At 45.7% G+C, this 25548-nt stretch carries 21 protein-coding genes and 1 pseudogene; 13 read left to right on the top strand and 9 right to left on the bottom strand.

All coding sequences use genetic code 11. The features are described from left to right. Positions 1-62: 62 nt before the first annotated feature. Positions 63-1466 carry a diaminopimelate decarboxylase gene (gene lysA / locus ACE1CD_RS15265; protein WP_374795678.1) on the bottom strand — a complete coding sequence of 468 codons (1404 nt, stop codon included), beginning with the start codon at positions 1464-1466 and terminating at the stop codon, positions 63-65. Positions 1467-1529: 63 nt separating this feature from the next. Here lysA and rimI point away from each other — a divergent pair, with 63 nt between their 5' ends. The 4 genes from rimI (at position 1530) to ACE1CD_RS15285 (ending at position 6078) form a co-directional block, all read left to right on the top strand. Then, positions 1530-2165 carry a ribosomal protein S18-alanine N-acetyltransferase gene (gene rimI / locus ACE1CD_RS15270; protein WP_374795677.1) on the top strand — a complete coding sequence of 212 codons (636 nt, stop codon included), beginning with the start codon at positions 1530-1532 and terminating at the stop codon, positions 2163-2165. A 65-nt stretch (positions 2166-2230) separates the two neighbouring features. Next, complete coding sequence (locus tag ACE1CD_RS15275) at positions 2231-2365, top strand: hypothetical protein (protein WP_374795676.1); 135 nt, start codon at positions 2231-2233, stop codon at positions 2363-2365. Beyond that, positions 2358-4835 (top strand): ATP-dependent Clp protease ATP-binding subunit, encoded by a 2478-nt coding sequence (locus tag ACE1CD_RS15280; protein ID WP_374795675.1) that lies wholly within the window; start codon positions 2358-2360, stop codon positions 4833-4835. The genes ACE1CD_RS15275 and ACE1CD_RS15280 overlap by 8 nt, the downstream gene beginning before the upstream one ends. Positions 4836-5241: 406 nt before the next feature. Further along, a complete protein-coding gene (locus ACE1CD_RS15285) occupies positions 5242-6078 on the top strand; it encodes a transglutaminase family protein (RefSeq protein WP_374825206.1) in 837 nt (278 codons plus the stop codon). A 141-nt stretch (positions 6079-6219) separates the two neighbouring features. Here the strand turns inward: ACE1CD_RS15285 and ACE1CD_RS15290 are convergent, their stop codons facing one another. Beyond that, the gene (locus ACE1CD_RS15290) at positions 6220-6426 is read right to left on the bottom strand and encodes a hypothetical protein (protein ID WP_374825208.1); all 207 of its coding nucleotides are present in this window, start codon (positions 6424-6426) and stop codon (positions 6220-6222) included. 313 nt (positions 6427-6739) lie between these two features. On the opposite strand from ACE1CD_RS15290, the gene lepB reads away from it, so the two are divergent. After that, complete coding sequence (gene lepB / locus ACE1CD_RS15295; RefSeq protein WP_374825210.1) at positions 6740-7315, top strand: signal peptidase I; 576 nt, start codon at positions 6740-6742, stop codon at positions 7313-7315. Positions 7316-7389: 74 nt separating this feature from the next. Here lepB and ACE1CD_RS15300 read toward each other — a convergent pair whose 3' ends face one another. Both ACE1CD_RS15300 and ACE1CD_RS15305 read right to left on the bottom strand, forming a co-directional pair. Beyond that, entirely contained in the window at positions 7390-7926 is a 537-nt protein-coding gene (locus tag ACE1CD_RS15300) for a helix-hairpin-helix domain-containing protein (protein ID WP_374795671.1), read from the bottom strand. Between the two features lie 5 nt (positions 7927-7931). Next, positions 7932-8309 carry an NINE protein gene (locus ACE1CD_RS15305; protein WP_374795670.1) on the bottom strand — a complete coding sequence of 126 codons (378 nt, stop codon included), beginning with the start codon at positions 8307-8309 and terminating at the stop codon, positions 7932-7934. Positions 8310-8510: 201 nt separating this feature from the next. Here ACE1CD_RS15305 and ACE1CD_RS15310 point away from each other — a divergent pair, with 201 nt between their 5' ends. Continuing rightward, positions 8511-8834: a DUF1825 family protein gene (locus tag ACE1CD_RS15310; RefSeq protein WP_190473222.1), complete on the top strand. Its 324-nt coding sequence runs from the start codon at positions 8511-8513 to the stop codon at positions 8832-8834. Positions 8835-8953: 119 nt separating this feature from the next. On the opposite strand, the gene ACE1CD_RS15315 is transcribed toward ACE1CD_RS15310, so the two are convergent. After that, positions 8954-10870 (bottom strand): transglycosylase domain-containing protein, encoded by a 1917-nt coding sequence (locus tag ACE1CD_RS15315; protein ID WP_374825212.1) that lies wholly within the window; start codon positions 10868-10870, stop codon positions 8954-8956. Between the two features lie 454 nt (positions 10871-11324). Here ACE1CD_RS15315 and tyrS point away from each other — a divergent pair, with 454 nt between their 5' ends. The 3 genes from tyrS to ACE1CD_RS15330 are packed head-to-tail and all read left to right on the top strand — an operon-like array spanning position 11325 to position 13934. Continuing rightward, positions 11325-12563, top strand: coding sequence for a tyrosine--tRNA ligase (tyrS, locus tag ACE1CD_RS15320; RefSeq protein ID WP_374795668.1), 1239 nt, complete (start codon positions 11325-11327; stop codon positions 12561-12563). A 34-nt stretch (positions 12564-12597) separates the two neighbouring features. Next, the gene (pyrF, locus tag ACE1CD_RS15325; RefSeq protein WP_374825214.1) at positions 12598-13305 is read left to right on the top strand and encodes an orotidine-5'-phosphate decarboxylase; all 708 of its coding nucleotides are present in this window, start codon (positions 12598-12600) and stop codon (positions 13303-13305) included. 2 nt (positions 13306-13307) lie between these two features. Next, positions 13308-13934 carry a hypothetical protein gene (locus ACE1CD_RS15330; protein WP_374825216.1) on the top strand — a complete coding sequence of 209 codons (627 nt, stop codon included), beginning with the start codon at positions 13308-13310 and terminating at the stop codon, positions 13932-13934. Positions 13935-14081: 147 nt separating this feature from the next. Here ACE1CD_RS15330 and ACE1CD_RS15335 read toward each other — a convergent pair whose 3' ends face one another. After that, on the bottom strand, positions 14082-14402 hold the full coding sequence (locus tag ACE1CD_RS15335) for a hypothetical protein (protein WP_374825218.1): 321 nt from the start codon (positions 14400-14402) through the stop codon (positions 14082-14084). Between the two features lie 181 nt (positions 14403-14583). Between ACE1CD_RS15335 and ACE1CD_RS15340 the strand changes: the two genes are divergently transcribed. From ACE1CD_RS15340 to ACE1CD_RS15350, 3 genes are all read left to right on the top strand, one after another. After that, complete coding sequence (locus tag ACE1CD_RS15340; protein WP_374825220.1) at positions 14584-14826, top strand: hypothetical protein; 243 nt, start codon at positions 14584-14586, stop codon at positions 14824-14826. 394 nt (positions 14827-15220) lie between these two features. Beyond that, positions 15221-17293: a tetratricopeptide repeat protein gene (locus tag ACE1CD_RS15345; RefSeq protein ID WP_374825222.1), complete on the top strand. Its 2073-nt coding sequence runs from the start codon at positions 15221-15223 to the stop codon at positions 17291-17293. A 47-nt stretch (positions 17294-17340) separates the two neighbouring features. Continuing rightward, a complete protein-coding gene (locus tag ACE1CD_RS15350) occupies positions 17341-22575 on the top strand; it encodes a Calx-beta domain-containing protein (protein WP_374825224.1) in 5235 nt (1744 codons plus the stop codon). Positions 22576-22620: 45 nt separating this feature from the next. On the opposite strand, the gene ACE1CD_RS15355 is transcribed toward ACE1CD_RS15350, so the two are convergent. Beyond that, positions 22621-23337: a hypothetical protein gene (locus ACE1CD_RS15355; protein WP_374825226.1), complete on the bottom strand. Its 717-nt coding sequence runs from the start codon at positions 23335-23337 to the stop codon at positions 22621-22623. Between the two features lie 117 nt (positions 23338-23454). After that, positions 23455-24525, bottom strand: a complete 1071-nt coding sequence (locus tag ACE1CD_RS15360; RefSeq protein WP_374795686.1) for a D-alanine--D-alanine ligase family protein — start codon at positions 24523-24525, stop codon at positions 23455-23457. 150 nt (positions 24526-24675) lie between these two features. Between ACE1CD_RS15360 and ACE1CD_RS15365 the strand changes: the two genes are divergently transcribed. Beyond that, entirely contained in the window at positions 24676-25392 is a 717-nt protein-coding gene (locus ACE1CD_RS15365; protein WP_374795660.1) for an SDR family oxidoreductase, read from the top strand. Between the two features lie 24 nt (positions 25393-25416). Here the strand turns inward: ACE1CD_RS15365 and ACE1CD_RS15370 are convergent. After that, positions 25417-25548 (bottom strand): annotated as a pseudogene (locus tag ACE1CD_RS15370) (RNA-guided endonuclease TnpB family protein); the annotation flags it as partial.

A 25548-nucleotide genomic window follows, 5' to 3' on the forward strand; every position in this document is an offset into this window, starting at 1 on the left:
GCCTATACAGGAGTTAGCAATTAGCGGTGATTGCCAACTAACTACTAACTACATAACTGCTATCAACTGTTTAGCTTCAGTCGTTCTGGGAGACGATCCTGTCGCACCAAGTCTTGATAAGTTTCTCGCTGCAAGATCACGTTAGCTTCCCCATCTTTCACTAAAACCGCTGCTGGTTTGGGCACGCGATTGTAGTTGGAGGCCATACTGTAATTGTAAGCACCAGTACTCATAACTACGAGGATGTCTCCCGGTTCGGTTTGAGGCAGCTGGATATCTTTGATCAGAATGTCTCCCGATTCACAGTGTAACCCTGCAATTGTTAACGTTTCCGTTAAAGGAGCCGACATCCGATTTGCCACTACAGCTCGATAAACTGATTGGTAGGTAATCGGACGGGGATTGTCAGACATACCACCATCAACCGACAGGTAAGTGCGTATGTCCGGAACCTCTTTGCGGCTACCCAATGTGTAAGCTGTGACGCAAGTAGGGCCAACCAGAGACCGACCCGGTTCGCACATCAGTGTCGGCAGAGGTACTTGCTGTGCTTGGCAGGTTGCGACGATCGATTCGCTCACCGTTTTTACCCACGCTTCGATACTGGGAGGATCGTCTGCTTCCGTGTAGCAAATTCCTAAGCCACCACCGATATTCAAGCGCGTCACCGGTAATCCCAAAGAGGCTGCTTTATCGAGCCACTGCACCATTACCCCAGCCAAATCACGATGGGGTTGCAGCTCGAAGATTTGAGAGCCGATGTGAGCGTGTATTCCCACACAACAAAGCGAAGCAGCTTGGCTGACAAAATTCAGCACCTCATCGACTTGGTTAGGATCGAAGCCAAATTTGCTGTCTAGGTGGCCAGTGCGGATATATTCATGGGTGTGGCATTCAATACCGGGGGTCAGCCGCAGCATTATTTTAACTGCTGAGGAGGTATTTGCCAAAGAAGCCAAAGTTTTTAGCTCCAGCCAATTATCGACCACGATCGTGCAGCCGGACTCTACGGCCAACTCAAGTTCGGCACGGGATTTATTGTTACCGTGAAAATAGAGCCATTCCGGATTGACACCGGCGGAGATAGCAGTGTATAATTCGCCACCAGATACAACGTCTATGGCCAAACCTTCACTGGCCACGATCGCGCAAATAGCAAGGCAATTCCAAGCCTTAGAAGCATAAACAATCTGAGAATTACCCGGATAGTAGCGCTTAAAATTATCCCGATACTGACGGCAAGCCGTCCTCAGTGTTTCTTCATCCAAAATATACAGCGGCGATCCGAATTGCCGAACGAGAGTAGTTACATCACAACCGCCAATTTCCAGGCAGTCACGGCTGTTTACCTTGGCTGTAAGCGGTAGAAGTTGTTGATTGGGCGAAACAGTTTCTGATGTATTGGTGGTAGGTGGCAAATACTGACTGCCAGAATTGCGAACCTCTACCGGGTGAGTTGATACCATAATGTGGGAACGATCCAACGTTAGAATGACAGGCGTGAGTGCGTCTCGTTAATCAGTGTACAATTGAGGGCTCTTAACTTTTTAAACATAAAACCGCTGACCGCAGAACTATTACCCGCAGTAGTCGAACTCGATCGACTGTGTTTTGGTGGACTTTGGACTCTGGAGGGCTATCAAAAAGAGTTAGATAGTCCAAACAGCGATATTATTGTTCTTCTGGAAGACGATCGCAGCGAGGCAAAACCTGCAAATGAATCCCCCGACTCCTCTACTTTCCCACTCCCCCCCTTACTTTCTCAACCTACACTTTTGGGGCTAGGATGTCTATGGGCGATTTTAGATGAAGCTCATATCACCATTCTGGCGGTACATCCAAACTATCGCGCTCAAGGCTTTGGTATGGTGCTGCTCGCGGCTCTGTTATCCTCAGCTAAAAAGCGCTCTTTGTCACGAGTAACTCTGGAAGTGGCAGATAATAATGAAATAGCATTATCCCTTTACCAAAAGTTTGGGTTTCAGATCGCCGGACGGCGACGGGGTTACTACCAGGATTCGGGTAAAGATGCTCTCATTCTCTGGCTTAGCGGTCTCGGACATCCGGATTTTGAGCAAACTTTGGCTGACTGGGATCGGCAAGTTCGCTCTCGCCTGATTGCACATGGCTGGGATTTAAGCTCAGCAGAAATAAAAAAAATTTAGACATTCCAGATATGAGAATTCAGACTGAATTTTATTTGGATCGAGTCCCAATTTAAAATCTAAAATTGGCAATCCCTCAAGGGTCTCATCGGCTATCCGTACTAATTCTCTACACCAAGAGTGTGACAGCCGAACAAATTGCCTATGCTAGAATCAAGCTTACCGGAACTAAGCAGGTGATGGAAGGCTGCCATGTTTGAGCGCTTTACAGAGAAAGCAATTAAAGTAATCATGTTGGCCCAGGAAGAAGCACGTCGCCTGGGACACAACTTTGTAGGTACAGAGCAGATCTTATTGGGTCTGATTGGAGAAGGAACCGGCGTCGCCGCCAAAGTACTTAAATCAATGGGCGTTAATTTAAAAGATGCTCGCATTGAAGTAGAAAAAATTATTGGTCGGGGTTCTGGATTCGTTGCTGTCGAAATTCCTTTTACTCCACGGGCAAAGCGCGTTCTGGAGTTATCCCTGGAAGAAGCACGTCAACTGGGGCATAACTACATCGGCACGGAACACCTGCTTTTGGGCCTAATCCGGGAAGGGGAAGGCGTGGCAGCAAGAGTCCTGGAAAATCTAGGCGTTGACCTCTCCAAAGTCCGGACGCAAGTGATTCGGATGCTGGGCGAAAATACCGAAGTAACCCCAGGCGCAACTCAAGGGCGCACGAAAACACCAACTCTCGATGAATTTGGCTCAAACCTAACTCAGATGGCTGGGGAAGGTAAGCTCGATCCTGTAGTGGGTCGTCAGCGCGAAATCGAACGGGTGATCCAAATCTTGGGTCGCCGCACGAAGAACAACCCCGTATTAATTGGGGAACCGGGTGTAGGGAAAACGGCGATCGCAGAAGGTTTGGCACAACGCATCGCTAACAACGACGTACCCGATATTTTGGAAGAAAAACGGGTCGTGACTCTGGATATCGGTTTGTTGGTTGCAGGCACCAAGTATCGCGGTGAATTTGAAGAACGCCTCAAGAAAATCATGGATGAAATCCGTCAAGCCGGCAATGTCATCCTCGTAATAGATGAAGTGCATACCCTCATCGGTGCTGGTGCCGCAGAAGGTGCCATTGACGCCGCCAATATCCTCAAACCCGCACTCGCTAGAGGCGAACTCCAGTGCATCGGTGCGACAACCCTCGATGAATACCGCAAGCACATCGAACGAGATGCCGCATTGGAACGCCGCTTTCAACCGGTGATGGTGGGCGAACCAACGGTAGAAGAAACTATCGAAATTCTATATGGTTTGCGCGATCGCTACGAACAGCACCACAAACTGAAAATTTCTGACGAAGCTTTGTCAGCGGCGGCGAAATTATCCGATCGCTATATTTCCGATCGCTATCTACCAGATAAAGCGATTGACTTGATTGATGAAGCCGGTTCGCGGGTGCGTCTGATTAACTCGCAATTGCCACCAGCAGCAAAAGAACTCGATAAAGAACTGCGTCAGGTACTTAAAGAAAAAGACGATGCAGTGAGATCTCAAGATTTCGATCGAGCTGGGGAATTGCGCGATCGCGAAATGGAAATCAAAGCTCAAATTCGCGCTATTTCTCAAAGCAAAAAGACAGACTCCACCGACAAAGATTTATCGCCAGTTGTCACCGAGGAAGATATCGCCCAAATTGTGGCATCCTGGACTGGCGTTCCCGTCAACAAGCTGACCGAATCCGAATCCGAAAAGCTGTTGCACATGGAAGATACCCTGCACCAGCGTTTGATCGGACAAGAAGATGCGGTCACCGCTGTTTCTCGCGCTATCCGTCGCGCCAGAGTCGGTCTGAAGAACCCCAACCGTCCGATCGCCAGCTTTGTCTTCTCTGGCCCAACTGGGGTAGGTAAGACAGAATTAGCTAAAGCATTGGCTTCCTACTTCTTCGGCTCTGAAGAAGCTATGATCCGACTCGATATGTCGGAATACATGGAACGCCACACCGTATCCAAGTTGATCGGTTCCCCTCCCGGTTACGTCGGCTACAACGAAGGCGGTCAGCTCACAGAAGCAGTGCGCCGTCGTCCCTACACCGTGGTGTTATTCGACGAAATCGAAAAAGCCCACCCCGATGTGTTTAATATGCTCCTGCAAATCTTGGAAGACGGTCGCTTGACTGACGCCAAGGGACGCACTGTGGACTTCAAGAACACATTGCTGATCATGACATCCAACATCGGCTCGAAGGTAATCGAGAAAGGCGGTAGCCAACTCGGTTTCTTCGATGGCGCTTCCGAAAGTCAAGCTGAAGCTCAGTATAACCGCATTCGCACCCTGGTTAACGAAGAACTCAAACAGTACTTCCGCCCAGAATTCCTCAACCGTATCGACGAGATTATCGTCTTCCGCCAGCTCAACAACGAAGAAATCAAACGCATCGCCGACATCATGCTGCGCGAAGTATTTACTCGTCTGACCGAACAGGAAATCACGCTGGAAGTAACAGAAGCCTTCAAGAATCGTTTGGTGCAAGAAGGTTACAATCCCAGCTACGGTGCAAGACCTTTACGTCGCGCAATTATGCGTTTGTTGGAAGATGTTCTCGCCGAAGAAATTCTTTCCGGACGCATCCACGGCGGCGATACTGCTGTAGTGGATGTGGACGAACAAGGTCAGGTTAAGGTTTTACAAGGTCAAAAGAAAGCTTTGACACCCAGCGTTCTTGAAAAGTAATGTTTTCTGAGTGTTGAGTTTTCACATAAAACCAATTAATTCTATGAGAAAACGGTAGAAACAAGTTCTACCGTTTTCCTCTTTTTTATATTTACAACATAAGCCAATCTATTTTAATTTCTAACACTCACCCCTGTTTGCTGTTTTGCTGCTTGTTTTTCTTGATACCCATTCTCTAAATTCGCTCATATTGGCTAATTTATAACATAAAAAATGTCTGACATCTGTCGGAAGAAGGGTAACACTCAGCCTTAGAAAAATTTAGACTAGAAAGGAAAACTAATCAAAGTTCTCAGGTAATCAAGCGATTCAAAGCGAGGCGTTTTGTTAGACAAAGCGCGATTTCAACCGCTGGGCGCAAAAGTGCGATCGCTGTAGCATTTACGTAACTTCTCAGACAATAAGTATGAAATTTAACCTTGGCTGTTTATTACGTTACACCATCAACACACCCAGCACTCTCGTGTTCAATATCCAGGTAGTTAATAGCAACTACCAAAGCATTTCCCACGAAAAGCTAAATTTACAACCAGGTGTAAAATTTGACGAATATACTGCACCTGTAAGTGAAAATCGGTATGTACGAGTTAACGCACCTGTTGGCACACTGGAAGTTAAGTATGAAGCGACAGTAGAATTGTCAGACTTTTTGGCAGACCCCAGCACAATTCCGGAAGTGCCGATCGCAGATTTGCCGATGGAAACTCTACAATATCTTTATCCCAGTCGCTACTGCGAATCCGATCGACTGATGGGTTTGGTGCAGAGTGAATTTGGAGAATTAGAACCCGGTTATTCTAGGGTTAGTGCGATTTGCGACTGGATTTATCACAAAGTTACGTATATTTCCGGTAGCAGCAATTCTGAGACTTCGGCTTACGACACAGCGATGCAACGCACGGGCGTTTGTAGGGATTTTGCCCATCTAGGCGTTGCTTTCTGCCGCGCTTTGAATATTCCAGCGCGTTTTGTCAGCGCCTATGCTTACGGTCTCAATCCCCCCGATTTTCACGCTTGTTTTGAGGCTTATCTGGGCGATCGCTGGTATCTGTTTGACGCTACCCGTTTGGTGCCGTTAAATAGTATCATCCGGATTGGAAAGGGTCGCGATGCAGCAGATGTCGCTTTTGCTACTTTGTTTGGTTCGGTACAAATGGCAGAAATGAAACTGTTTGTAGAACCATTACAAGTAGAACAACTCGACAAAGCTTCTACTGAAGGGATGGCGATCGCAATTTCCTAATATAACCTCAGTAACAGGATTTCGATAATACTCCCAGTGCCAAATCAAAAATTGGCCTGGGCTTTTGCCTTTCGCTTTCCTGTTAACCGAAACACCCCGATTAATTTTAAAAAGAGATTCGGTAGTAGATTAGTTGCAAGATTAACAGCTTGTGGCTTTGGCAGCAATCAATTCACGAGACTCTTGTTTAACATAACCGGACATCGCTGCCTGCTGCAACGTCACAAAGGCATTCATGTCTTCTAAATCGTACTTCCTGCTTAGAAGATGCCGCAATTGATTTTCGGCTTCTACGGTTAGATAACCCGTTGCTATAGCTTGTTGTACCACATCGCGGATCAGAATCATACAACTCTCTTAACTCACTGACTGACTACTGTCAGTATCGGACTTTTAGGTAAATTGCTTGTTGACGCGACTCTCAGAGATCCTGTGATGTTCCCTGAAACTAGCGCGTGACTCCACAATCTGTTTTAGGTGATCGGCTGAGTTATCGGCTGTGACGCAGATCATCTGATTGCTTCCCCCTAAAGAAGGAATTTTGTCTTAGGGCACAAAGAAGCGTAGCAATCGTGCGATCCGTGAGAGAATGATAAATTTGGACTTAAACAAGTTCAACAAAAAACGGGCTGACAGCCACTCTATTGCTAAAAAAACTTCTATGGACTATCACGAAAAGGATTTGGCAGATTCTTCATTTGGGTGGAGAGTATGGCGTCAAATAAGGGAAAATCTGGCGATTTTGGCCATAGCGCTGACTCTAGCTCTTTTATTGCGGACTTTTGTCGCCGAACCGCGTTACATTCCCTCTGATTCTATGCTACCGACTTTACAAGTGGGCGATCGCTTGGTAGTCGATAAGATCGGTTACCGCTTTCATCCCCCAACAACAGGCGATATTGTGGTTTTCGATCCTCCCCCACAACTGCAAATTCAGGGATATGCCAAAGATCAGGCATTCATCAAACGGACGATCGGCCAACCCGGTCAACTGGTCACGATCGCTAACGGCAAAGTATATCTCGATCGCCAACCTCTCCAAGAAGATTACATTGCCGAACCTCCCGCCTATGAGTGGGGCCCGCGAACAGTTCCCCAAGGCGAACTGTTTGTGATGGGAGATAACCGCAATAACAGCAATGATTCCCACATTTGGGGATTTTTACCGCAAGAAAACATCATCGGTCGCGCTTTTTTTCGTTTTTGGCCTCTAAAGCGCATTGGCTTTGTGAAATGATCGATTAGGACTAGCCATTTTTGGTAGGTTGGGTTTCGTGCCTCAACCCAACCTATAAATCTGGAATTTTCAACTCAAAACCTTAAGTAGTGCATCAATTGAGCGATCGTCTCTGCCGGTAAAGATAACCTGATCTGTAAATCGGCTAAATCTCGGTAATAACCGCCAGACTGACGATTCTGTACGATCGATTCTGCCAAAAAAGTATCGATCGGCGGAATTTTACTCAGCATTTCTACTGAAGCAGCGTTCGGGTTAATCTGTTGAAGCGTATAAACACTCTCAGGGTCGTAGTAACAAAAGCTGAGAATCGGTGCTAAAGGTTTTAATCGCTCGCTGGGCCAGCTTAACGCTGCCGCGACATCCTCCAGACAATGAAACTGTACACCAGAGCGAGACAGAGAAACTAGCGATCGCGCTTGGTGAATAGATAGTCCCGGCAGCCTTAACCAATCATCCACAGTAGCGCGATTCGGATCGATTTTAATTCCCAGCGACGCCGCCACAGCGATTTCTTCACTTGATTGCAGCCGATAGTAAGGATCGCTGAGAATTCGCTGGCGGAGAGAATTCTGCTTTTGCCGCGAGATGAACCAGTCCCCAAATCCCATATACCTTACACCATTCCGTCAAGTAGCTTGCGGCGCTTTTGCTCGAATTCATATTCTGTGATCAGTCCATCTTGGCGCAACTGTTCGAGTTGACGCAAAGCTTCCGCATAAGCAGCCACTTGCTTGGGGTCAACTGCCGATTTTACTGTCGCTGCTGTATGGAGATTAAAGTTGCGATCGAATTGATCTCGATCTTGAACTAAATACCAAAATCCTTCAATCGCGCTAGCCACGTGGGGAATGGGAGTCCACGATAGCACCAAATAGAGAATACCCCACACGGGTTGTCCCAAATAAAACTTGTGGAGCCCCGAAACAGGTATCACAGCCCCACTAAAAGCCAAAATCGCCGCCACTTTTCGACTTTTCGGCTGACTCAACATCCTGTTGCCTCTAGAACTTGTGGTTTTACGATCTTATAATATTAATTTGCTTCCTCCATCTGAAGCTTGGTCGATCGAAAACACCGATCGCGATCGACCTTTGGGCAAATTTTTGGAAAGATAATTACAGACTGGACTAGAATTGTAGCAGATGCGATCGAATTAGCCACTAATCCAAATTTTCGATTGAATGGAAGCGCAATGGGATTTTTTGACTCTGAAATTGTTCAGCAAGAACTAAAGCAACTAGCTGAGGATTATCAATCCCTCATCCAACTTGGTAATAACTACGGCAAATTTGACCGCGAGGGCAAAAAGCTGTTCATCGAGCAATGGGAAGCGATGATGGAGCGCTATCGCATTTTTATGAAGCGCTTTGAGCTTTCCGAAGATTTCATGGCTCAAATGACCGTGCAGCAACTGAAAACTCAGTTGGGTCAATTTGGGATTACGCCCCAGCAAATGTTTGACCAAATGAGTTTTACCCTCCAGCGTATGAAGGCAGAACTGGAAAAGCAGCCCTAGTCCCATTGAGTTTTAGATTTTAGGTTTTAGATGATTAGGCGGCTTGTCAGTTCCTTATAATTGCTCCCTTCTCACCAACTTTACCCATCTAAAATCTAAAATCCAAAATCTAAAATTTCTTAGGGACGAGGGCGCTTAAACTTGGAAGCCGATGGGAAGTATTCCACAGGTACCCCATTCATCGCTTTAAGCATAAAATTGCGCCAAATCGGTGCAGCGTAATGACCGCCAGTTACCCCAGATGCCAAACGTCTGTTATCATCTCTACCAATCCAAATAGCCACAGACAATTGCGGTACAAAGCCGACAAACCAAACATCTTTTTCTGAAGAAGTTGTACCCGTTTTCCCCGCCGCAGGGCGACCGATCTGAGCTAATTTTCCTGTACCGCTATTAATTACCGATTGCATAGTGCTGGTAATGGAAGCAGCTGCCCAAGGATCGAGAACTAGCTTAGGTTTGGGCGTGTTGTCCAGTAACACATTGCCGCTGGAATCAGTCACTTGCACAATGAAGGTAGTATCCGATTGCCAACCTGTACTGGCGAAGGTCGCATAAGCGCTGGCCATTTCCATCGGCGACAGACCAATAGCTCCCAAAGGTAAAGAAATTACAGGTTCCATTGGGCTTTTAATACCCAAAGTCCGGCAAACTTCAATCACCTTATCCAATCCTACAGCCCGCCCCATCTTGACTGCGGGAACGTTACGCGATACTTGTAGTGCGGCTCGAATGCTCATCGCCCCACCAAAAGTATTGTCGTAGTTTCTGGGAGCGTAGCCGCGACTGCCATCGCGATAGCGAACAGGAGTGTCGTAGACAGTAGATTCCGGCGAATATTTACCAGTAGCAAAAGCCGCATAATAAACGAACGGCTTAAACGCAGATCCTGGCTGACGGCGAGCTTGAGTAGCTCTATTAAACTGGCTCTTGCTGTAATCGGAACCTCCCACCATCGCCTTGACAAAATGGGTGCGCGGATCGACTGCTGCCAGTGCCAGTTCCGTACCCCACAATCCGCGACGTTGCAATCTAGCGTGTTCGCGACCGATGAAATCTTCCGCCATACGTTGGAAATTGAGGTCAATAGTAGTTTGAACTCGCATCCCGCCTTTTTCCACCGTAGAGCGTCCAAAGCGTTGGATCAACTCCTGAGTGACAGCATCGGTGACGTAGGGAAGCAAACTTTTCTGGAAGGAGGTAGGTTTACCTAATTTAAGCACTTGCTTCTTCGCGGCGGCTTCTTCTTCAGGCGTAATCCAATTGAGCTCCCTCATCCGAGCTAAAACCTGTGCTTGTCGGGCTTTTGCTTTCTTGTAGTTCAAAAAAGGGCTGTACTCTTCAGGAGCTTGAATTAAACCTGCCAACATCGCTCCTTCCGCCAGGTTTAAATCGGCAGCGTGCTTGCCAAAATAGCTTTGCGAAGCGGTTTCAATCCCATAGTTGTTATGACCCCAGTAGACCTGATTCAGGTATAGCTCTAAAATTTTGTCTTTCGTAAGGATTTGCTCCAAGCGTATGGCCATCACCGCTTCTGCTACTTTACGGCTAAAAGCCCGCTTGTGATTGAGAAATATATTTTTGACCAACTGCATGGTCAGCGTCGAACCGCCTTCCACGACCCCACCTTTTTCCCAGTTGGCTTTGATGGCGCGACCGACACTGCTTGGGTTAATGCCGTGGTGCAGGTAGAAGTGGCTATCTTCAATAGCCATCACAGCTCGTTTGAGTTCGGGAGAAATTTTGTCCAGGGGGACGACTTCGCGATTTGCTTCACCGTGGATACTGGCAAGCAACTTGCCTTTGATATCGTAGATGTGAGTTGTTTCTGACGGAGAGTAGGTGCCCATAACCCTCACATCTGGGAGGTTGCGGAAGCTAATCGCTAGGCCAACCAGCCCGCCAGCTACAATGGAACTGGTTAGCATGGTGACGCTCAGAAGAGTTCCGCCAGTGACTTTAGCGATCGTCTGAACAAAGTTAAATCCTGGTGCGATCGTTGTGGATGGCTTTTGTCGGAGTGTGTTGGAGGACACGGCGATTTGACTTCCTCAAAGAAAACAAACTGAACAAGAAAAACGGCGACTGGATAGTCCTTATGATTGTTATATTCCAACTACTTATTATGGGGACAGGAAGATTCTAAGTAGGAAACTGTCTGTACACCTAGCCGTTGGGTCGTGGTTTGTCATACAACCCACCCCTATAGGAGTTGAGAGGATTAACTGCTTCTGGCGAGAAGTTAGAGAGCCAGTAAAACTGATTCATCTGCCTTTGGAAATACATGGATAAACCTGCCCCTGACAAAGCTGATTAAACGACTACAGATATTCTGGCTGCTTTTACAGTTATAGTAGTCTGGCTGTTAAGCATTTCTATTGTCAACCCTCATCGGTTATCAGTCATCAGTAAAGGCGCAAAAGTCAAAAACACTTTTGCGCCTTGAGAAATGACAGTTTTATTGCGAACCAAACTGGACATTGGCAAAGTATGGCCTCCCATCAATCGCCTAGTATTACCCAAAACCTCGCCTGGTTGTACCGAGGCGTGAGTGAAATTTTTCCCAATCTTACAGATTCTCAAAATCCTCATGAAAATTTGGTCGAACGGTTAGCGCAGACAAATCGGCCCTTGCGAGTCAAGTTGGGGATCGATCCCACAGGTGCAGATCTCCACTTAGGCCATAGTATCCCAGTCCGAAAGTTGCGGGCATTTCAGGATGCCGGTCATACAGCTGTCCTCATCATTGGTGATTTTACCGCTCGCATCGGCGATCCTACCGGTAAATCGGAGGTGCGTCAGCAACTGACACCGGCACAAGTGGCACAGAATGCCCAAACTTATCTTGAACAAGTACGGCCAATTCTGGATTTTGATACGCCAGGACGACTGGAAATTCGCTATAACTCGGAGTGGCTATCTAAGCTGGATCTGCCGGAAATTATGGATTTGCTATCCACGATGACTGTGGGACAGATGTTGGCGAAGGAGGGTTTTGCCCTGCGCTACGAGAAAGAAAGCCCTATTTATCTGCACGAGTTCCTCTACCCGTTGATGCAGGGTTATGACTCTGTGGCAATTGAGGCGGATGTGGAGTTGGGAGGAACTGACCAGAAGTTTAATATTGCTGTCGGACGAGATTTGCAACGATATTTCAGTTTATCGCCTCAGTTTGGAATGTTGATGCCGATTTTGATCGGGACTGATGGCGTGCAGAAAATGTCGAAGTCTCTGGGCAATTATGTGGGTTTGCGGGAAGATGCGCTGACAATGTACCAAAAGCTGCGACAAACGCCAGATATTTTAGTGGAGCAGTATTTTGAGTTATTGACAAATATCCCTTTGGATACATTGCCAGAAAATCCACGCGATCGCCAAATTCTTCTCGCTTTGGATATCGTTACCCAATATCACGGTAAGGAAACTGCCGAAAAAGCTAAAGAAGATGCTGAGAAAATAGCTCGCGGTAAGACGGAACAAGCCGCAGCAGTACCCGAATTTTCCCTGGAAAATATCCAGTTTCCCGCTAAATTGTTCTATATCGTCAGTGCCAGCCAACTGTGTAAAAGCAGTTCGGAAGCTCGACAGAAGATTCAAGAGGGAGGAGTGCGACTGGATGGCGAAAAGGTGACAGATGTAAATCTCTCCTTTGATTCTCCAGCTTCTTTGCAAGGACGGGTGTTACAAGTTGGCAAAAATAAGTTTGTCCGCTTGGTTAATCCCAATTAGCTGTTCGAGAAATTGGCGATCGGTAAATGAAGTAATGGCCAACAATCACAAGATTATCGTTCCCCTGGATGTACCAACTCAAGAGCAAGCGATCGCTCTGGTTGAAAAACTGCCCCAGGTAACATTCTGGAAAGTCGGTTTGGAGCTATTTGTCAGTACCGGGTCGGGAATTCTGACTATCTTGAAAGAGCGACAAAAGCGTATTTTTCTGGATCTCAAATTTCACGATATCCCCAACACCGTCGCCGGTGCTTGTCGCGCTGCTGGTAGGTACGGAGTAGATTTAGTCACTATCCACGCCACTGCCGGTCGTAAAGCTTTACAGGAAGCTAAAATGGCGCTTGCGGAAGGTGCGGCTGCTTCTGGCTATTCACCGCCAAAGTTAATTGCCATCACGCTATTAACAAGTTTGAATTCGCGGGATTTAGCTTTTGACCTCAAAATTCCCCTAGAATTGCCAGAGTATGCTTTACAGATGGCGCTGTTAGCTCAAGAGGCGGGTTTGGATGGGGCAGTTTGTTCGCCCCAAGAAGTATCGCAATTGCGACAAACTTGCGGCGATCGCTTTCTGTTAGTATGTCCGGGAGTACGACCGAAGTGGGCTGAAGCTGGAGACCAACAGCGAAATCTCACGCCAGCAGAAGCTATTCAAGCAGGAGCCGATTATCTGGTGATCGGTCGTCCCATCACTGCTGCACCCGATCCTGTTGCTGCTTTTGAACGCATTTGCGACGAGATTTGAAAGTGAAAAGCCAAAAGTACTTTCCCAGACAGATTTCTAGGAATAAAGGTAAAGTCAAAATATACAGTTTTATCTGTTTGCTTTTACCTTTTTACTTTTGGCTTTTTCCCGTCACTTCAGCTGTAGCAGCAAAAAGAGAAAGATTTTCTTGTCCTGCGGATGTGGAAACATTAATAACTATTTTATTGCGCGATTTACCGAGTTATGCTAATAGAGTAACTCAGCGTGCAAGACTTCGCGATCGCAGCCTTGATGTGTACGGTTATTTTATAGTGGCAGGTCAAGCTGAATTTTCACCCCTAACACTTGGCCCTGGCGAATATAACCCCACAACATCGCAGGGGGGAGACAATATTCAGCAGGTTTTTTTCACTACATTGCAACGCAGATATACAAGCAAAAAACCAGTTCAAATACAGGATTATCACTGGTTATTTCTGACAAAAACTGAAAGTGGTTGGCGATTGGCGATGATGTTTTCTATGACCGGGCCTTATCCGGCGGGGCTACCTCCGACTGCACCGAGAGATAGCAGTTATGGAGTTATCGGTCAGGCGATCGAAATTTGGTTGCGGGATTGCTATGCGGGAACGGTGCGATCGCTCAGATCCAGTCAAAGCCCTAGATAGGACTATTAAACCAAACCCGATAGCAGACTGAAAAAATTATCTTACATTGAACAACTTATTGAGTTAGCGCCGTCCTTACAAAGTTTAGTAGAGTGAGTTACGCTCAAAGCTAACGCACCCTACAGCACTTCACCTCCAAACAAAAAACTAGCTGGTAGCGGCTGTATCCAAAACTGCTTGCAGCCGACTTCTGAATTCTCCTTTGGGATGGCCGCCTTTAACCTCTCCCAAGATTTTAAACTCTCCTTCTGGAGAATCGCAGATCAAGTAAGTTGGCCATCCCATTTCTGCTTTATCCGGATACTGGGTTAAAAGAATTTTGCGATACTTGCGGTAAGTGGCGGTATCCTGCATTTTCACATCGATAAATTGCAAACCCAGTTCTTCAGTTACTTTCTGGTCATAAAACGACATCTTATGGCAAATGCCGCAGTCTTCAGAAGAAAATTTGATTACGGCTCTATCCATCGGTAGAATTCTCCTCGCTTTGCAAAAGGCATTTCCTTCCTTATTAAAGCGTTAAGTGCTGAAGGATACAAGGCTCACTACTCTGCTTGCAGATAGATGAATCAAAACTGGGCAACTAATACCTTGTTTTTCAGGTAGTTACGAGAGTGAGTCTTGAAACAAACGAGACTGGAATTATTATATGAACTCGACATCCGACTTTCATTACTTTCAAGGGAATTCTTTTACCGATTTGTTTGCACAAGACATCGCGGATGCGGGTTATGCTTTTATCTTAAATTATCCGGCAACTGCGAGTTGGGCGGCTTACCCTAACAAGCAAAAATACTTTATTCAAGACGGTAGTAGCGAAGCAACTAAAACCTCGTTCGATAAGATTTGCCAGAAGGAACCTTGGAAAAATCTGGCTGTGCTGGGGGACTAATATAGCTTCAGATAAAATTCTTATTCCACGAAAAACTGCCTCGATCAAAAAACCCCCGCCTCTTGGAGGCGGGGGAAGTTGTCTTATCAGGGTGCATCTACCATCTCTTTGTTCGATCGGCAAGCCTTCGGATCGGGATAAAACTCAGCTAAATTGGCAACAAGAACTGCTAAGCAGCCAATCCAAAATCCTCTCATCCCGCGAGCGCCGCTCTAGGTGCTGATTTTACGCCGGCTGGAGACGATCTCTCGATAACCGCAGCAAACATCTCTAAAAATCGAAACTTTAACCAGTTAAATTAATCTACTTAGTATAAGAGCGAATCCTTCGCTTTGGAGTTGGCGATTTCTCAAGCCAACGAAATTGAGGAGTTGAGCGGGAGAGAAGGGTAGCAATGACTCAGGAATTTTACGTATGCGTTACACCAATAGAAGAAGACAAATACTTGGTGCGAGCAGAATCGCTAGCGCTGGGAGTGCGATCGACACAAGCGCAGGTAGTTTGGCCCGTAGAAAATTGGTTGGCCCAAGCCGCAAAACTGCTGCATTCTTCGCCAGCAGAGTCAACTCCCCAGTCTCTAGCAGCACTGGGCCAACAGCTTTACAGTGCGCTGTTTCAAGGTACTCTGCTCAGTAGCTGGACAACTGCTCAAGAAATCGCTCGATCGAAGCCAGAGGTATTGCGACTGCGACTGAGTTTGGAAGACGATCGTTTGGCGCGTCTTCCTTGGGAGCTGCTTTATATTGGCGATTTGGGAAAAACAGATACAGTTTCTCCAGATTCTTTTCTCGTCCTTAGCACCAGTGTGGCTTTTTCTCGCTGCGTCGCCAAACAATCTTCTCCAGATAGCGCCCAAAATTTCAAAGGGGATCTGCAAGGAACGCTGCAAATTTTCAAAGCTAATTTCTCTGATAAACTCGATAACGACGATCGCGTAACTGAGTTGCACGAAAGCGGTATTCCCTGCGTGCTAACTATCCCACCAGAAATTCCAAACGAAGTTGCTTCTACCTTCACTGAGTTAGTTTACGACCACATCAGTCAAGTTTACCCAGTCGAGATTAGTTTGAGTCTGGTACGACAGGAGTTAATCTCGATTTACGGCTTCGATCGCTTTTACTGGGTTTTACCTATCGTTTATCTTCATCCGCAATTTGATGGATTCGTCGCGCTCCCACAGCAAACCTTAGAAGTTGGGGAATTCGATCGGTCTGATACTCAGGCGTGGTCGGAATTTGGAGATGAGTCGATGTGTGATGATTTTGATGATGATGAAGACTCAGCTTTCATTTCCGGTCTGCTCGGTCAAATCTCGAAACCAAATTTAACTCCAGAGTTAGCAAACCAAATTGTTACTGGAGCGGATGTCAATGCCAAACTTCCCGCTCAGCCAATAGAGGAGCGATCGATTTCAGTTCCCATTACTGCGAGATCGGAATCTGCTAGAGATGTAACTTCTCATCCTATCGTAACTGAGACGAAAGACCGAGAAGAAATAGAAGCGATAAATTCCGATCTAAAAGTGAAGAATTCGAGCGAAAGATGGTATAGTACGGTTCTAAGCGATCGCCGACTTCGTAATTTGTTACCGAGCCGGAACAAAGCCGTACTACTTTTGCCTCTTGCTGTATTACTTTTGACACCTTTGAGTTTCTGGCTTTTCCGCCAACGGTGGTCTCAAGTCGGATCGCGATCGGCAAGTTTTATATATGAAGAAGTCGCTACGCCGCGTCCGCAACCTAAAATTTCAGCAAAAACTTCTGCCTTGGATATTAAAAAAACCAGTTCGGTAACTGTTAGCGCGATGGCAGTTAAACATTTTAAGCAAGGCAACTTATTGGTTGGGCAACGCATGGTAAAAGTATTGCTAGATAGAGGAGATATTAAACAAGCAAAAGCTGCCTTAGCTACCTTATCAAAAGAGCAAAAAAGTAATCCCGATATCAGCTTTTTGTTCGGCAGATTAGCTTGGCAATCAGTGCGAGTTGGAGACAAAAGTTACAGCTTAGATGATGCGCGGCGGTATTGGGAAACTGCTGTCAAAGGGCGTGAAAAATCGCCGCTTTACTACAACGCTCTCGGTTTTGCTTACTATGCCCAAGGTAACTTAACTCGTGCCAATCAAACTTGGTTTGAAGCTCTTTATCGAGCTGAGGAACAAAAAGTTGCCGAATCGGAATCTGCCAGCAGAGAAAGATCGGAAAACTTCGCGCAAATACCAACCAAATCAGTTGTCAGTCACGATGCTCTAACGGCATATGCAGGGTTGGCATTAGTATTAAATCACTCAGCTAAAAATCAGCCAATTGATGAGCGATCGCGTTTGCTTGACGAAGCGCTCAAGCTGCGTACAAAGGTGATGCAAGACGATCCCACCAATTTTAAACCTTCTGCACTGCAAGCTAACTGGCTGTGGAGTAAGCAGGCGGTAGAAGATTGGCGATCGCTACTTCAAATGAAACGCTAAAATCGCTATAATTTTCAGATTTAAGGCTTTTTGGGTGAGGGAATTATATGGCGATCGCAACTCTGATAGGGCAGTCAACAGTTGATTCAGCTGCAACTTTTGGTGGAACGAATATCGGTGGTTTATCGGGTCTTACCTTTGATGGCAGCAATTTCTATACTATTTCTGACGATAAAAGCAATGTGCGCTTTTACACCCTGAATATCGATCTGAGTTCGGCGACTTTGCCAGTTACTTTCACAGGTGTGACCCTGCTGAGAGACTCAACTAATAACCTTTTTGTCTCAGATGTTGCAGACCCAGAAGGAATTGCCTTTGCTAGCAGTGGGAATATATTTGTTTCTTCAGAAGGAATGTTTTCCACAAGTACACCCCAATTTATCAATCGGTTCGATATAGCATCAGGTATTCAAAACTTTTCTCTGCCTATCCCTACTCCTAAATATGACGTATCGCCAGCAGATACTAGCAATGGTATCCGCAATAATCGGGGTTTTGAAAGCGTATCAATTACTCCCGATCGACAATTTTTATTTACAACGACAGAAGTTGCCTTAGAACAAGATTCCACATCAGATAATGGCAGCCCTTCTCGCATCATCAAATATAACTTATCTACTAACTCTGTAGAAGGAGAATTTGTCTATAACTCCGATTCTAGCAATGGTGTTTCCGATCTTTTGGCATTGGATGGAAATACTCTCCTCGCCATAGACCGCCATCTTGATTTGGGTTTTGGCAAAATATATCAAATATCTTTACAAGGGGCGACTGATGTAAAAAATAATCCCAGTTTGATAGCTTCTGGCCTTGGCGGTATTACATTAGCGTCAAAAACTGTTGTCGTTAACGGGCTATTTACCAATTATGAAGGCATAACATTGGGGCCAATTTTGCCGAATGGAAAGCGATCGCTCATTCTTGTCAGCGATAATGATTTCGGTTTGGGTGTTGGCTTATCTACTCAGTTTGCTGCTTATGAAATCAACAGCGCTCCCCTCCTCGATAACAGCGGGTCGCCAACTCTAACAGCAATCAACGAAGACGATATTACTAACACAGGCACTTTAATTTTTCAAATTATTGCCAGCGGTGCCGGTGGCAACCCAATTACTGACAGCGACCCCAACGACCCAGAAGGAATTGCAGTAACGGCAGTAGATAATACCAACGGTACTTGGCAATTTTCCACCAACGACGGTAGCAACTGGACAGCCTTCGGCACTCCCTCAGAAAGTGCGGCGCGGTTGTTGGTATCAGATGCTAATACCAGAATTCGTTTTATTCCCAATGCCGACTACAACGGCACAATTAACCCAGGCATTAGCTTTCGTGCATGGGATGCCACAACTGGCACTAATGGCAATACAGCAAACATTACTACTAGCGGGACTGGAGGGTTATTCTCCTTCAGTACCGCTACCGAAACAGCCAGCATCACCGTTAACCCAGTAGGTCCCACGCCGCCTTTAAGCGTGGTTATTAACGAAGTCGCTTGGATGGGAACTGAGGCTGATACCACTGACGAATGGATGGAACTTTTCAATCCTACTGGAAGTGCGATCGATTTGAGCAATTGGACGCTGACATCTAACGATGGCAATCCCAACATCACGATTCCGGCTGGGAAAACAATTGCCGCTGGTGGATACTTCCTTTTAGAGCGCACTGTAAATAACACAGTTAGCGACATTTCTGCTGACTTAATCTACACAGGCGCATTAGTTAATACTGGCGAGTCGCTCACCCTACAAGACAGTAAAGGTAATGTAGTTGACACTGCTAATATTGATGGCGGTGTATGGCCTGCTGGGGTAAATTTTAGCGCCAATACTCGGTTTACAATGGAGCGAATTTCGGCTAAAGCTGCCGATACAGATACTAATTGGCGCACCAACGATGGGATTACCCAAAATGGCAAAGATGCTGCTGGTAATGTAATTCACGGTACACCCAGGTCTGCTAATTCCCTCGGCGCTATTCCGACACTTAGTATCGATGATGTGACTGTTAACGAAACAGATAGCGGCACTACCAACGCCACATTTACCGTTTCTCTTTCTAATGTCAACAGCCAAACTATTTCTGTAGATTATCTTACTGCTGACGGTACGGCTACCTCGCCAAATGATTACACTGTTACTAAAGGTAGTCTGACTTTTTTACCAGGAGAAACCAAAAAAACTTTTATCGTTCCTGTAGTTGGCGATATTCTAAATGAAAGTAACGAGACCTTTTTCGTTAATTTAAGCAATCCCAGTAAAGCTGCGATCGCAGTTAGCAAGGGACAAGCCACAATTACTGATAATGACCCTTTACCGACGCTTTCTATCGGTAACTTTACTATTACTGAAGGTGACAGCGGTACTAGCAATGCTACTTTTACAGTTAGTCTTTCTACTATTTCCGGTCAAACTGTCGCTGTAGATTACATTACAACTAACGGTACTGCCAGCGATACTTCTGATTACACTGCTAGTAAAGGCACTGTTACGTTTAAAACTGGAGAAACTGCACAAAGTATTACTATTCCCATCGTTGGCGATACCGTTAACGAAAGCCAAGAAAACTTTTTTGTTACTCTCAACAATCCTAGTAAAGCTAGTATTGCTGTCGCTAAGGGAGAAGGCATTATTAATGATAACGATCCGCTACCGAGTTTATCTATTGATAACGTCACTGTTACCGAAGGCAACAATGCTACTTTTACGGTTAGCCTTGCTGCTGTTTCCGGTCAAACTATCAGCGTTGATTACTTTTCTAGCAACGGAACTGCTACTTCGCCAAATGATTACACTACCACTCAAGGCACTGTCATATTTAAAGCTGGAGAAACTAAACAAAATATTTCTATTCCAGTCGTTGATGACAGTCTGACTGAAACGCAAGAGAACTTTTTTGTAAGCTTAACTAATCCCAACAATGCTACTATAGCTGTTGGGAATGGACAAGCCACAATTATTGATAATGATGCCGTTAATAATCCACCAGTAAATACAGTCCCTGGTATTCAAACTACGAATGAAGATAATGCTATAACTTTCAATGCAGCTAGTGGAAATCTAATTGCGATCGCCGATCCTGATGCAGGTAACAATCTAGTTCAGGTTACTTTGAATGCTAGCAACGGCATTTTAAATTTATCTGGCACGAATGGTTTAAATTTCAGCAGTGGTAATAATGGCAGTGCCAACATGACTTTCAGTGGCACAATTAGTAATATTAATACTGCGCTTAATGGCACAATATTTACGCCATTTCCTAATTATAATGGTGCTGCAAATATTCAAATTATTACTAACGATCTAGGCAATACTGGCACAGGTGGTGCTTTAAGCGATACCGATTCATTCAATATTACTGTTAATTCAGTTAACGATGGGCCAATTGTAGTTGCTCCGATTCCCAATCAAACGGCAACTGCTACTACACCCTTCAATTTTACTTTTGCAGCGAATACATTCAGCGATGTAGATATTGGTGACACACTCTCTTACACGGCTATTCTTTTTAATGGAGATCCCTTACCTACCTGGCTAAGTTTTGACCCGATTACCCGTACTTTCAGCGGTACTCCTAGTGTTAACAATGTAGGAACTCTAAAACTGCAATTGACAGCAAAAGATGGCAGTGGTGCCAGCGTTAGCAATCTATTCGACCTCGTAGTTAGTGACTTGTTACCAATAACTCCTCCGACTCCCCCATCTCCCCCATCTCCCCCATCTCCCCCGACTCCGACTCCTATTAACAATAATTTACCCCAAGTTTCGATTACTGATGCGACAGTTACCGAAGGTAACAACGGCATCACTTTAGCCAATTTTACCATCAACCTCAGTGCGATTCCCACTCAAGCCGTTATCGTGGAATATGCCACATCTGACGGTACTGCTACTATTGCAAATAAAGATTACTATCCTCATCCTACTACGGCAATTACTTTTAACCCAGACGAAGTAAGTAAAACAATTAGCGTTGGTGTTTTAGCCGATGCTACCAAAGAAGCGAACGAAACATTTTTTGTTAATTTGATTGGTGTTGCTAATGCCGTCATTGCTGACAGTCAAGCTGTGGGAACTATTAATAATGACGATCTCGAAGAGGATGAGGATTGTTTTTGTCAAGAAATCGAACATCCCAATCCAGATAATTTATTTTCTGAGGGAACAGAAGGTTATTTCTTAACCCAAATTAATCCCATCATTAATATCCAAAGTGGTACAACAAACGACAACGATCGTTTGACTGGTAGCGATGAAGACGATGCGCTTTATGCTTTAGATGGCGACGACTTTATTTGGGGAAAAGCAGGCAACGATAATTTAGTTGGAAATCAGGGAAAAGATACTATTTTTGGTGGTGACGATCGCGATTGGATTGCAGGTAATGAAAGCGAAGATGTTATTAATGGAAATGATGGGAACGATGTAATTAACGGCAATCAAAATAACGATGTTGTCCGAGGTGGTAAAGGTAATGATATCCTGCGTGGCGGTGAAAATAACGATCTAATTTGGGGCGATCGCGGTGATGATACCCTACTGGGAGATAAAGGTAATGATACCATTTTTGGCGGTGTGAAAGAACAGGAACTTGGCGATCCAAACGGACGCGATTTATTATTAGGCGGTACTGGGGATGACGTATTAAATGGCAATCAAGCCAATGATACTATCTGCGGCGATGAAGGTAACGATACGGTGCGGGGTGGTAGCGATGATGATATCGTTCTTGGCGATACCGGAGATGATGTAATATTTGGCGATTTAGGTAATGATAGTCTCTGCGGTGGAGATGGTAACGATACCATTTATGCTGGAAATGGTAGCAATATTCCCATTGGAAATAGTGGAGAAAAAGATTGTTTGTGTGGCGGAGATGGCAACGATATATTGTTTGGAAATGAAGGAGAGGATTGGGTAAATGGAGATGGGGGAGATGATAGCCTTTATGGTGGTAAAGATAACGATACTCTCAAAGGTGGCGATGGAAACGATTGGTTGAGCGGAGATTTAGGTAACGATATATTGAAGGGTGGGAATGGCAGCGATCGCTTTCTTTTATCTCCTGGTTTTGGTACTGACACTATCCTCGATTTTGAAGATAATATTGACTTGCTAGTATTAGGCGGGAATTTAAGTTTTTCCCAATTGACAATTAGCCAAAGCATTGATGGAACGGAGATCGCGATTACTAATACTGGTGAGATTCTAGCGATCCTAAAAGGAATAACAGTCGATCGAATCGATCGGAGTTCTTTCCTGCTCAATCTGCCTTCTTAAAAAGAGCCCCAACTAAAATCTTTAGTTTAGTTGGGGTGCGTTCAACTAAGGATTTCGCAATAGGTAAGAAAGCGGGTGACGTTTTCTTATATCCATATTTTCTGCCAATTTTACCTGGTTCCGATCGTCCGGTAGGCTCGGTATAAGTGGTGGTATTGCCCGCGTAGCTGCACCTATAGCACCTGTTGTTGAAGGGTTAGTTGCTTGTGAAGCCTCAGAAATTGGTTCTTTTCGGTGGGGTGAAAAAGGTTTTTTTTTTCGTTGCTGAGTTGCTCGCTGTCGGGAAATTGGACGACTTTTGAGTGGTTTGCGAAGCTTGCGACGCTTGCGAGTACCATTAAACTGTCTGAGAATTACCCAAGCACCGGTGGCGCAGCCCAATGCGATCGCGCCGTACAACCACCCAGACTGTGTATTTTGGCTTTCATCCTGCAAAACGGTGTTTTGTGCGTTTGTCGCCGTTTTCGCTGCTGATGGTTGCTCTTTTCCCACGTAATCCGGGTCAGTCAAACGCAGCATCGCCAAACCACCAACCAATAGCATTGCTGCCAAAAAAGCACTCCACACCAGTAGCGGACATTTCTGAACCACCAGCAACACCGGGTTTAGGGGAGTTGCTCGTTTTTTCCGTTGCCGATCGAGATTTGCTGTTTTCAAGCGCGATGATTCCTCAGCTAGTGGTGCAGGCTTGCCACTGCGCCGGCGAAGCTTTGGGGCTTTTGAAGGGGGTGATTGCTGCTGTGCAATTTGGTGATCTGCCATACCCACTTTTCAATACCTACACCTTATCATGACAAGATTTTATGCTCTGTTGCAAAAGGTAGGCAAGCATTTGAGGCTATAATCCGCGAGGCATACACCACATCAGCCTTTTTTTTTTTAAGGTTTAGAACGTTCTAACGCTGCTTGAATTAACTGATCCGCTAATTCTGCAAAAGGAACGCCGCTATATGCCCACAGTTGCGGATACATACTTGTAGACGTGAAACCGGGCAAAGTATTAATTTCATTAATCAGTACTTCGCCTGTAGATTCAACGTAGAAGAAATCTACCCTTGCCAACCCAGCGGCATCAACTGCGAGAAAAGCTTTTACAGCCATATCCTGAATTTGTGCAGCGACGCCAGCCGGTATGTTGGCAGGAATTATCAAATCTGCTTTTCCTTCCGTGTATTTAGTTTCATAGTCATAAAAATCACTTTTATAAGTAATTTCTCCGACTACAGAAGCTTGGGGATTATCGTTACCCAAAACAGCGCATTCTACTTCTCTTGCCACTACTCCAGCTTCTATAATTATGCGCCGATCGTAGCTGGCTGCGCTATCTAAAGCGGCTTCCAATTGTGTACGCGATCGCACTTTCGCAATACCTACCGACGAACCTAAATTCGCAGGCTTCACAAAACAGGGATAACCGAGTGCTGCTTCTATTTCGTCGCATAGTTTCGGGAAAACGCAAGGGTTAGACCAAATCTGCGATCGACTCACTGTCTGATATTTTACCTGTGGCAATCCCGCTTGGGCAAACGCCGTTTTCATGGCAATCTTGTCCATCCCCACAGCCGAACCCAACACCCCGGAACCCACAAACGGAACTTGCATCAAACTCAGCAAGCCCTGCACCGTACCGTCTTCCCCATTCGGGCCGTGTAAAATTGGGAACCATACATCCACTGAATCCGCTTCTGGGGGGAATTGCCATCTCGATTTTGGATTGGCGTATTTTCCTTCTCCCTCTCCAGCTTGGGGAACTTCCCCATCTAGCACTTGTTGTGCTGTTTCTCCACCTTGCCAGAAACCATCTTTTTGGATGTAAAAAGGCAATACTTCATATTTTTGTGCATTTTGCTCCGATTTCAGCGCTTTGGCGATCGATCTTGCCGAAACGATCGAAACTTCGTGTTCTCCCGAACGACCGCCAAACAACAGCCCTACTCGCATCTTACTCACCATTGATACCTCTGACACTCCTCTTCGCAGTTAGCCTACCACAACCGGAAATATGGGACGAGAGAAAGTTACCAGTTGAATGCAACTGGAGTTATCGATCGCCAATATCATTAAATATAATTAAGGTGATGTAAAGAAATGTAAAGAAAAATGCAGGACAAAGTGGTTGTTATCGTAGGCGCAACAGGTGGGATTGGTTCTGCCTTGACACGCAAACTAGCACCTTTGGGCACTCGTTTAGTCTTAACAGCCAGAGATAACAGCCGATTAGCCAATTTAGCATCTTCCCTACCGGGAACGCAGGCAGAGCAAGTTTTAACAGTACCTTGCGACATTACCCAGCCGCAACAAGTAAAAACTTTAATCGAAAAAGCGGTGACTCATTTCGGGCAAATTGACGCCCTGGTAAATGCTGCTGGTGCCGGTATCCTCAAACAGTACAACAAACTCGAACCAGCAGACCTCGATGCCATGCTCGATTTAAACTTAAAAGGCAGCTTCTACACCACGCAAGCGGCAGCAGAAGCCATGAAAGAACGGAAATCCGGTCATATTTGCAACGTCGTGGGCATTTTGGGCCAGCACTCAATGGCAATGGCAGCAGCTTACTGTGCTTCTAAGTTCGGTGTGGTCGGTTTTAGCAAGTGTATGGCGGACGAACTGAAGCGCTTTGGCATTAAGTTCACCCTGTTTTATTTTGGGGGTGTCGATTCTCCCTTCTGGGATAATGTGAGTTTGAAGGTTGACAGGTCAAAAATGCTCAGCACGGAAACTGCGGCTGAGGCTATTTTGTTTGCTCTGCGTGCCGAACCGCAAGCTGTACCGATGGAAATCAATATTCAGCCAGAAAGCCACTTATTTTTCTGATGCTTCGGTGATAACCTGATACATTTACGCGACATCATTCCGGGCATTCCCGGACAATGCAACGATAGCACTATCACGATCGAAAGTGATAGCGGCGGTATCCCGCAAAGCTTTCAGGAGAATCCCGAAAGCACCATTCCAATCCCTTGGTAGCGT

Source organism: Aerosakkonema sp. BLCC-F183 (assembly GCF_041929145.1).
GTDB lineage: Bacteria > Cyanobacteriota > Cyanobacteriia > Cyanobacteriales > Aerosakkonemataceae > Aerosakkonema.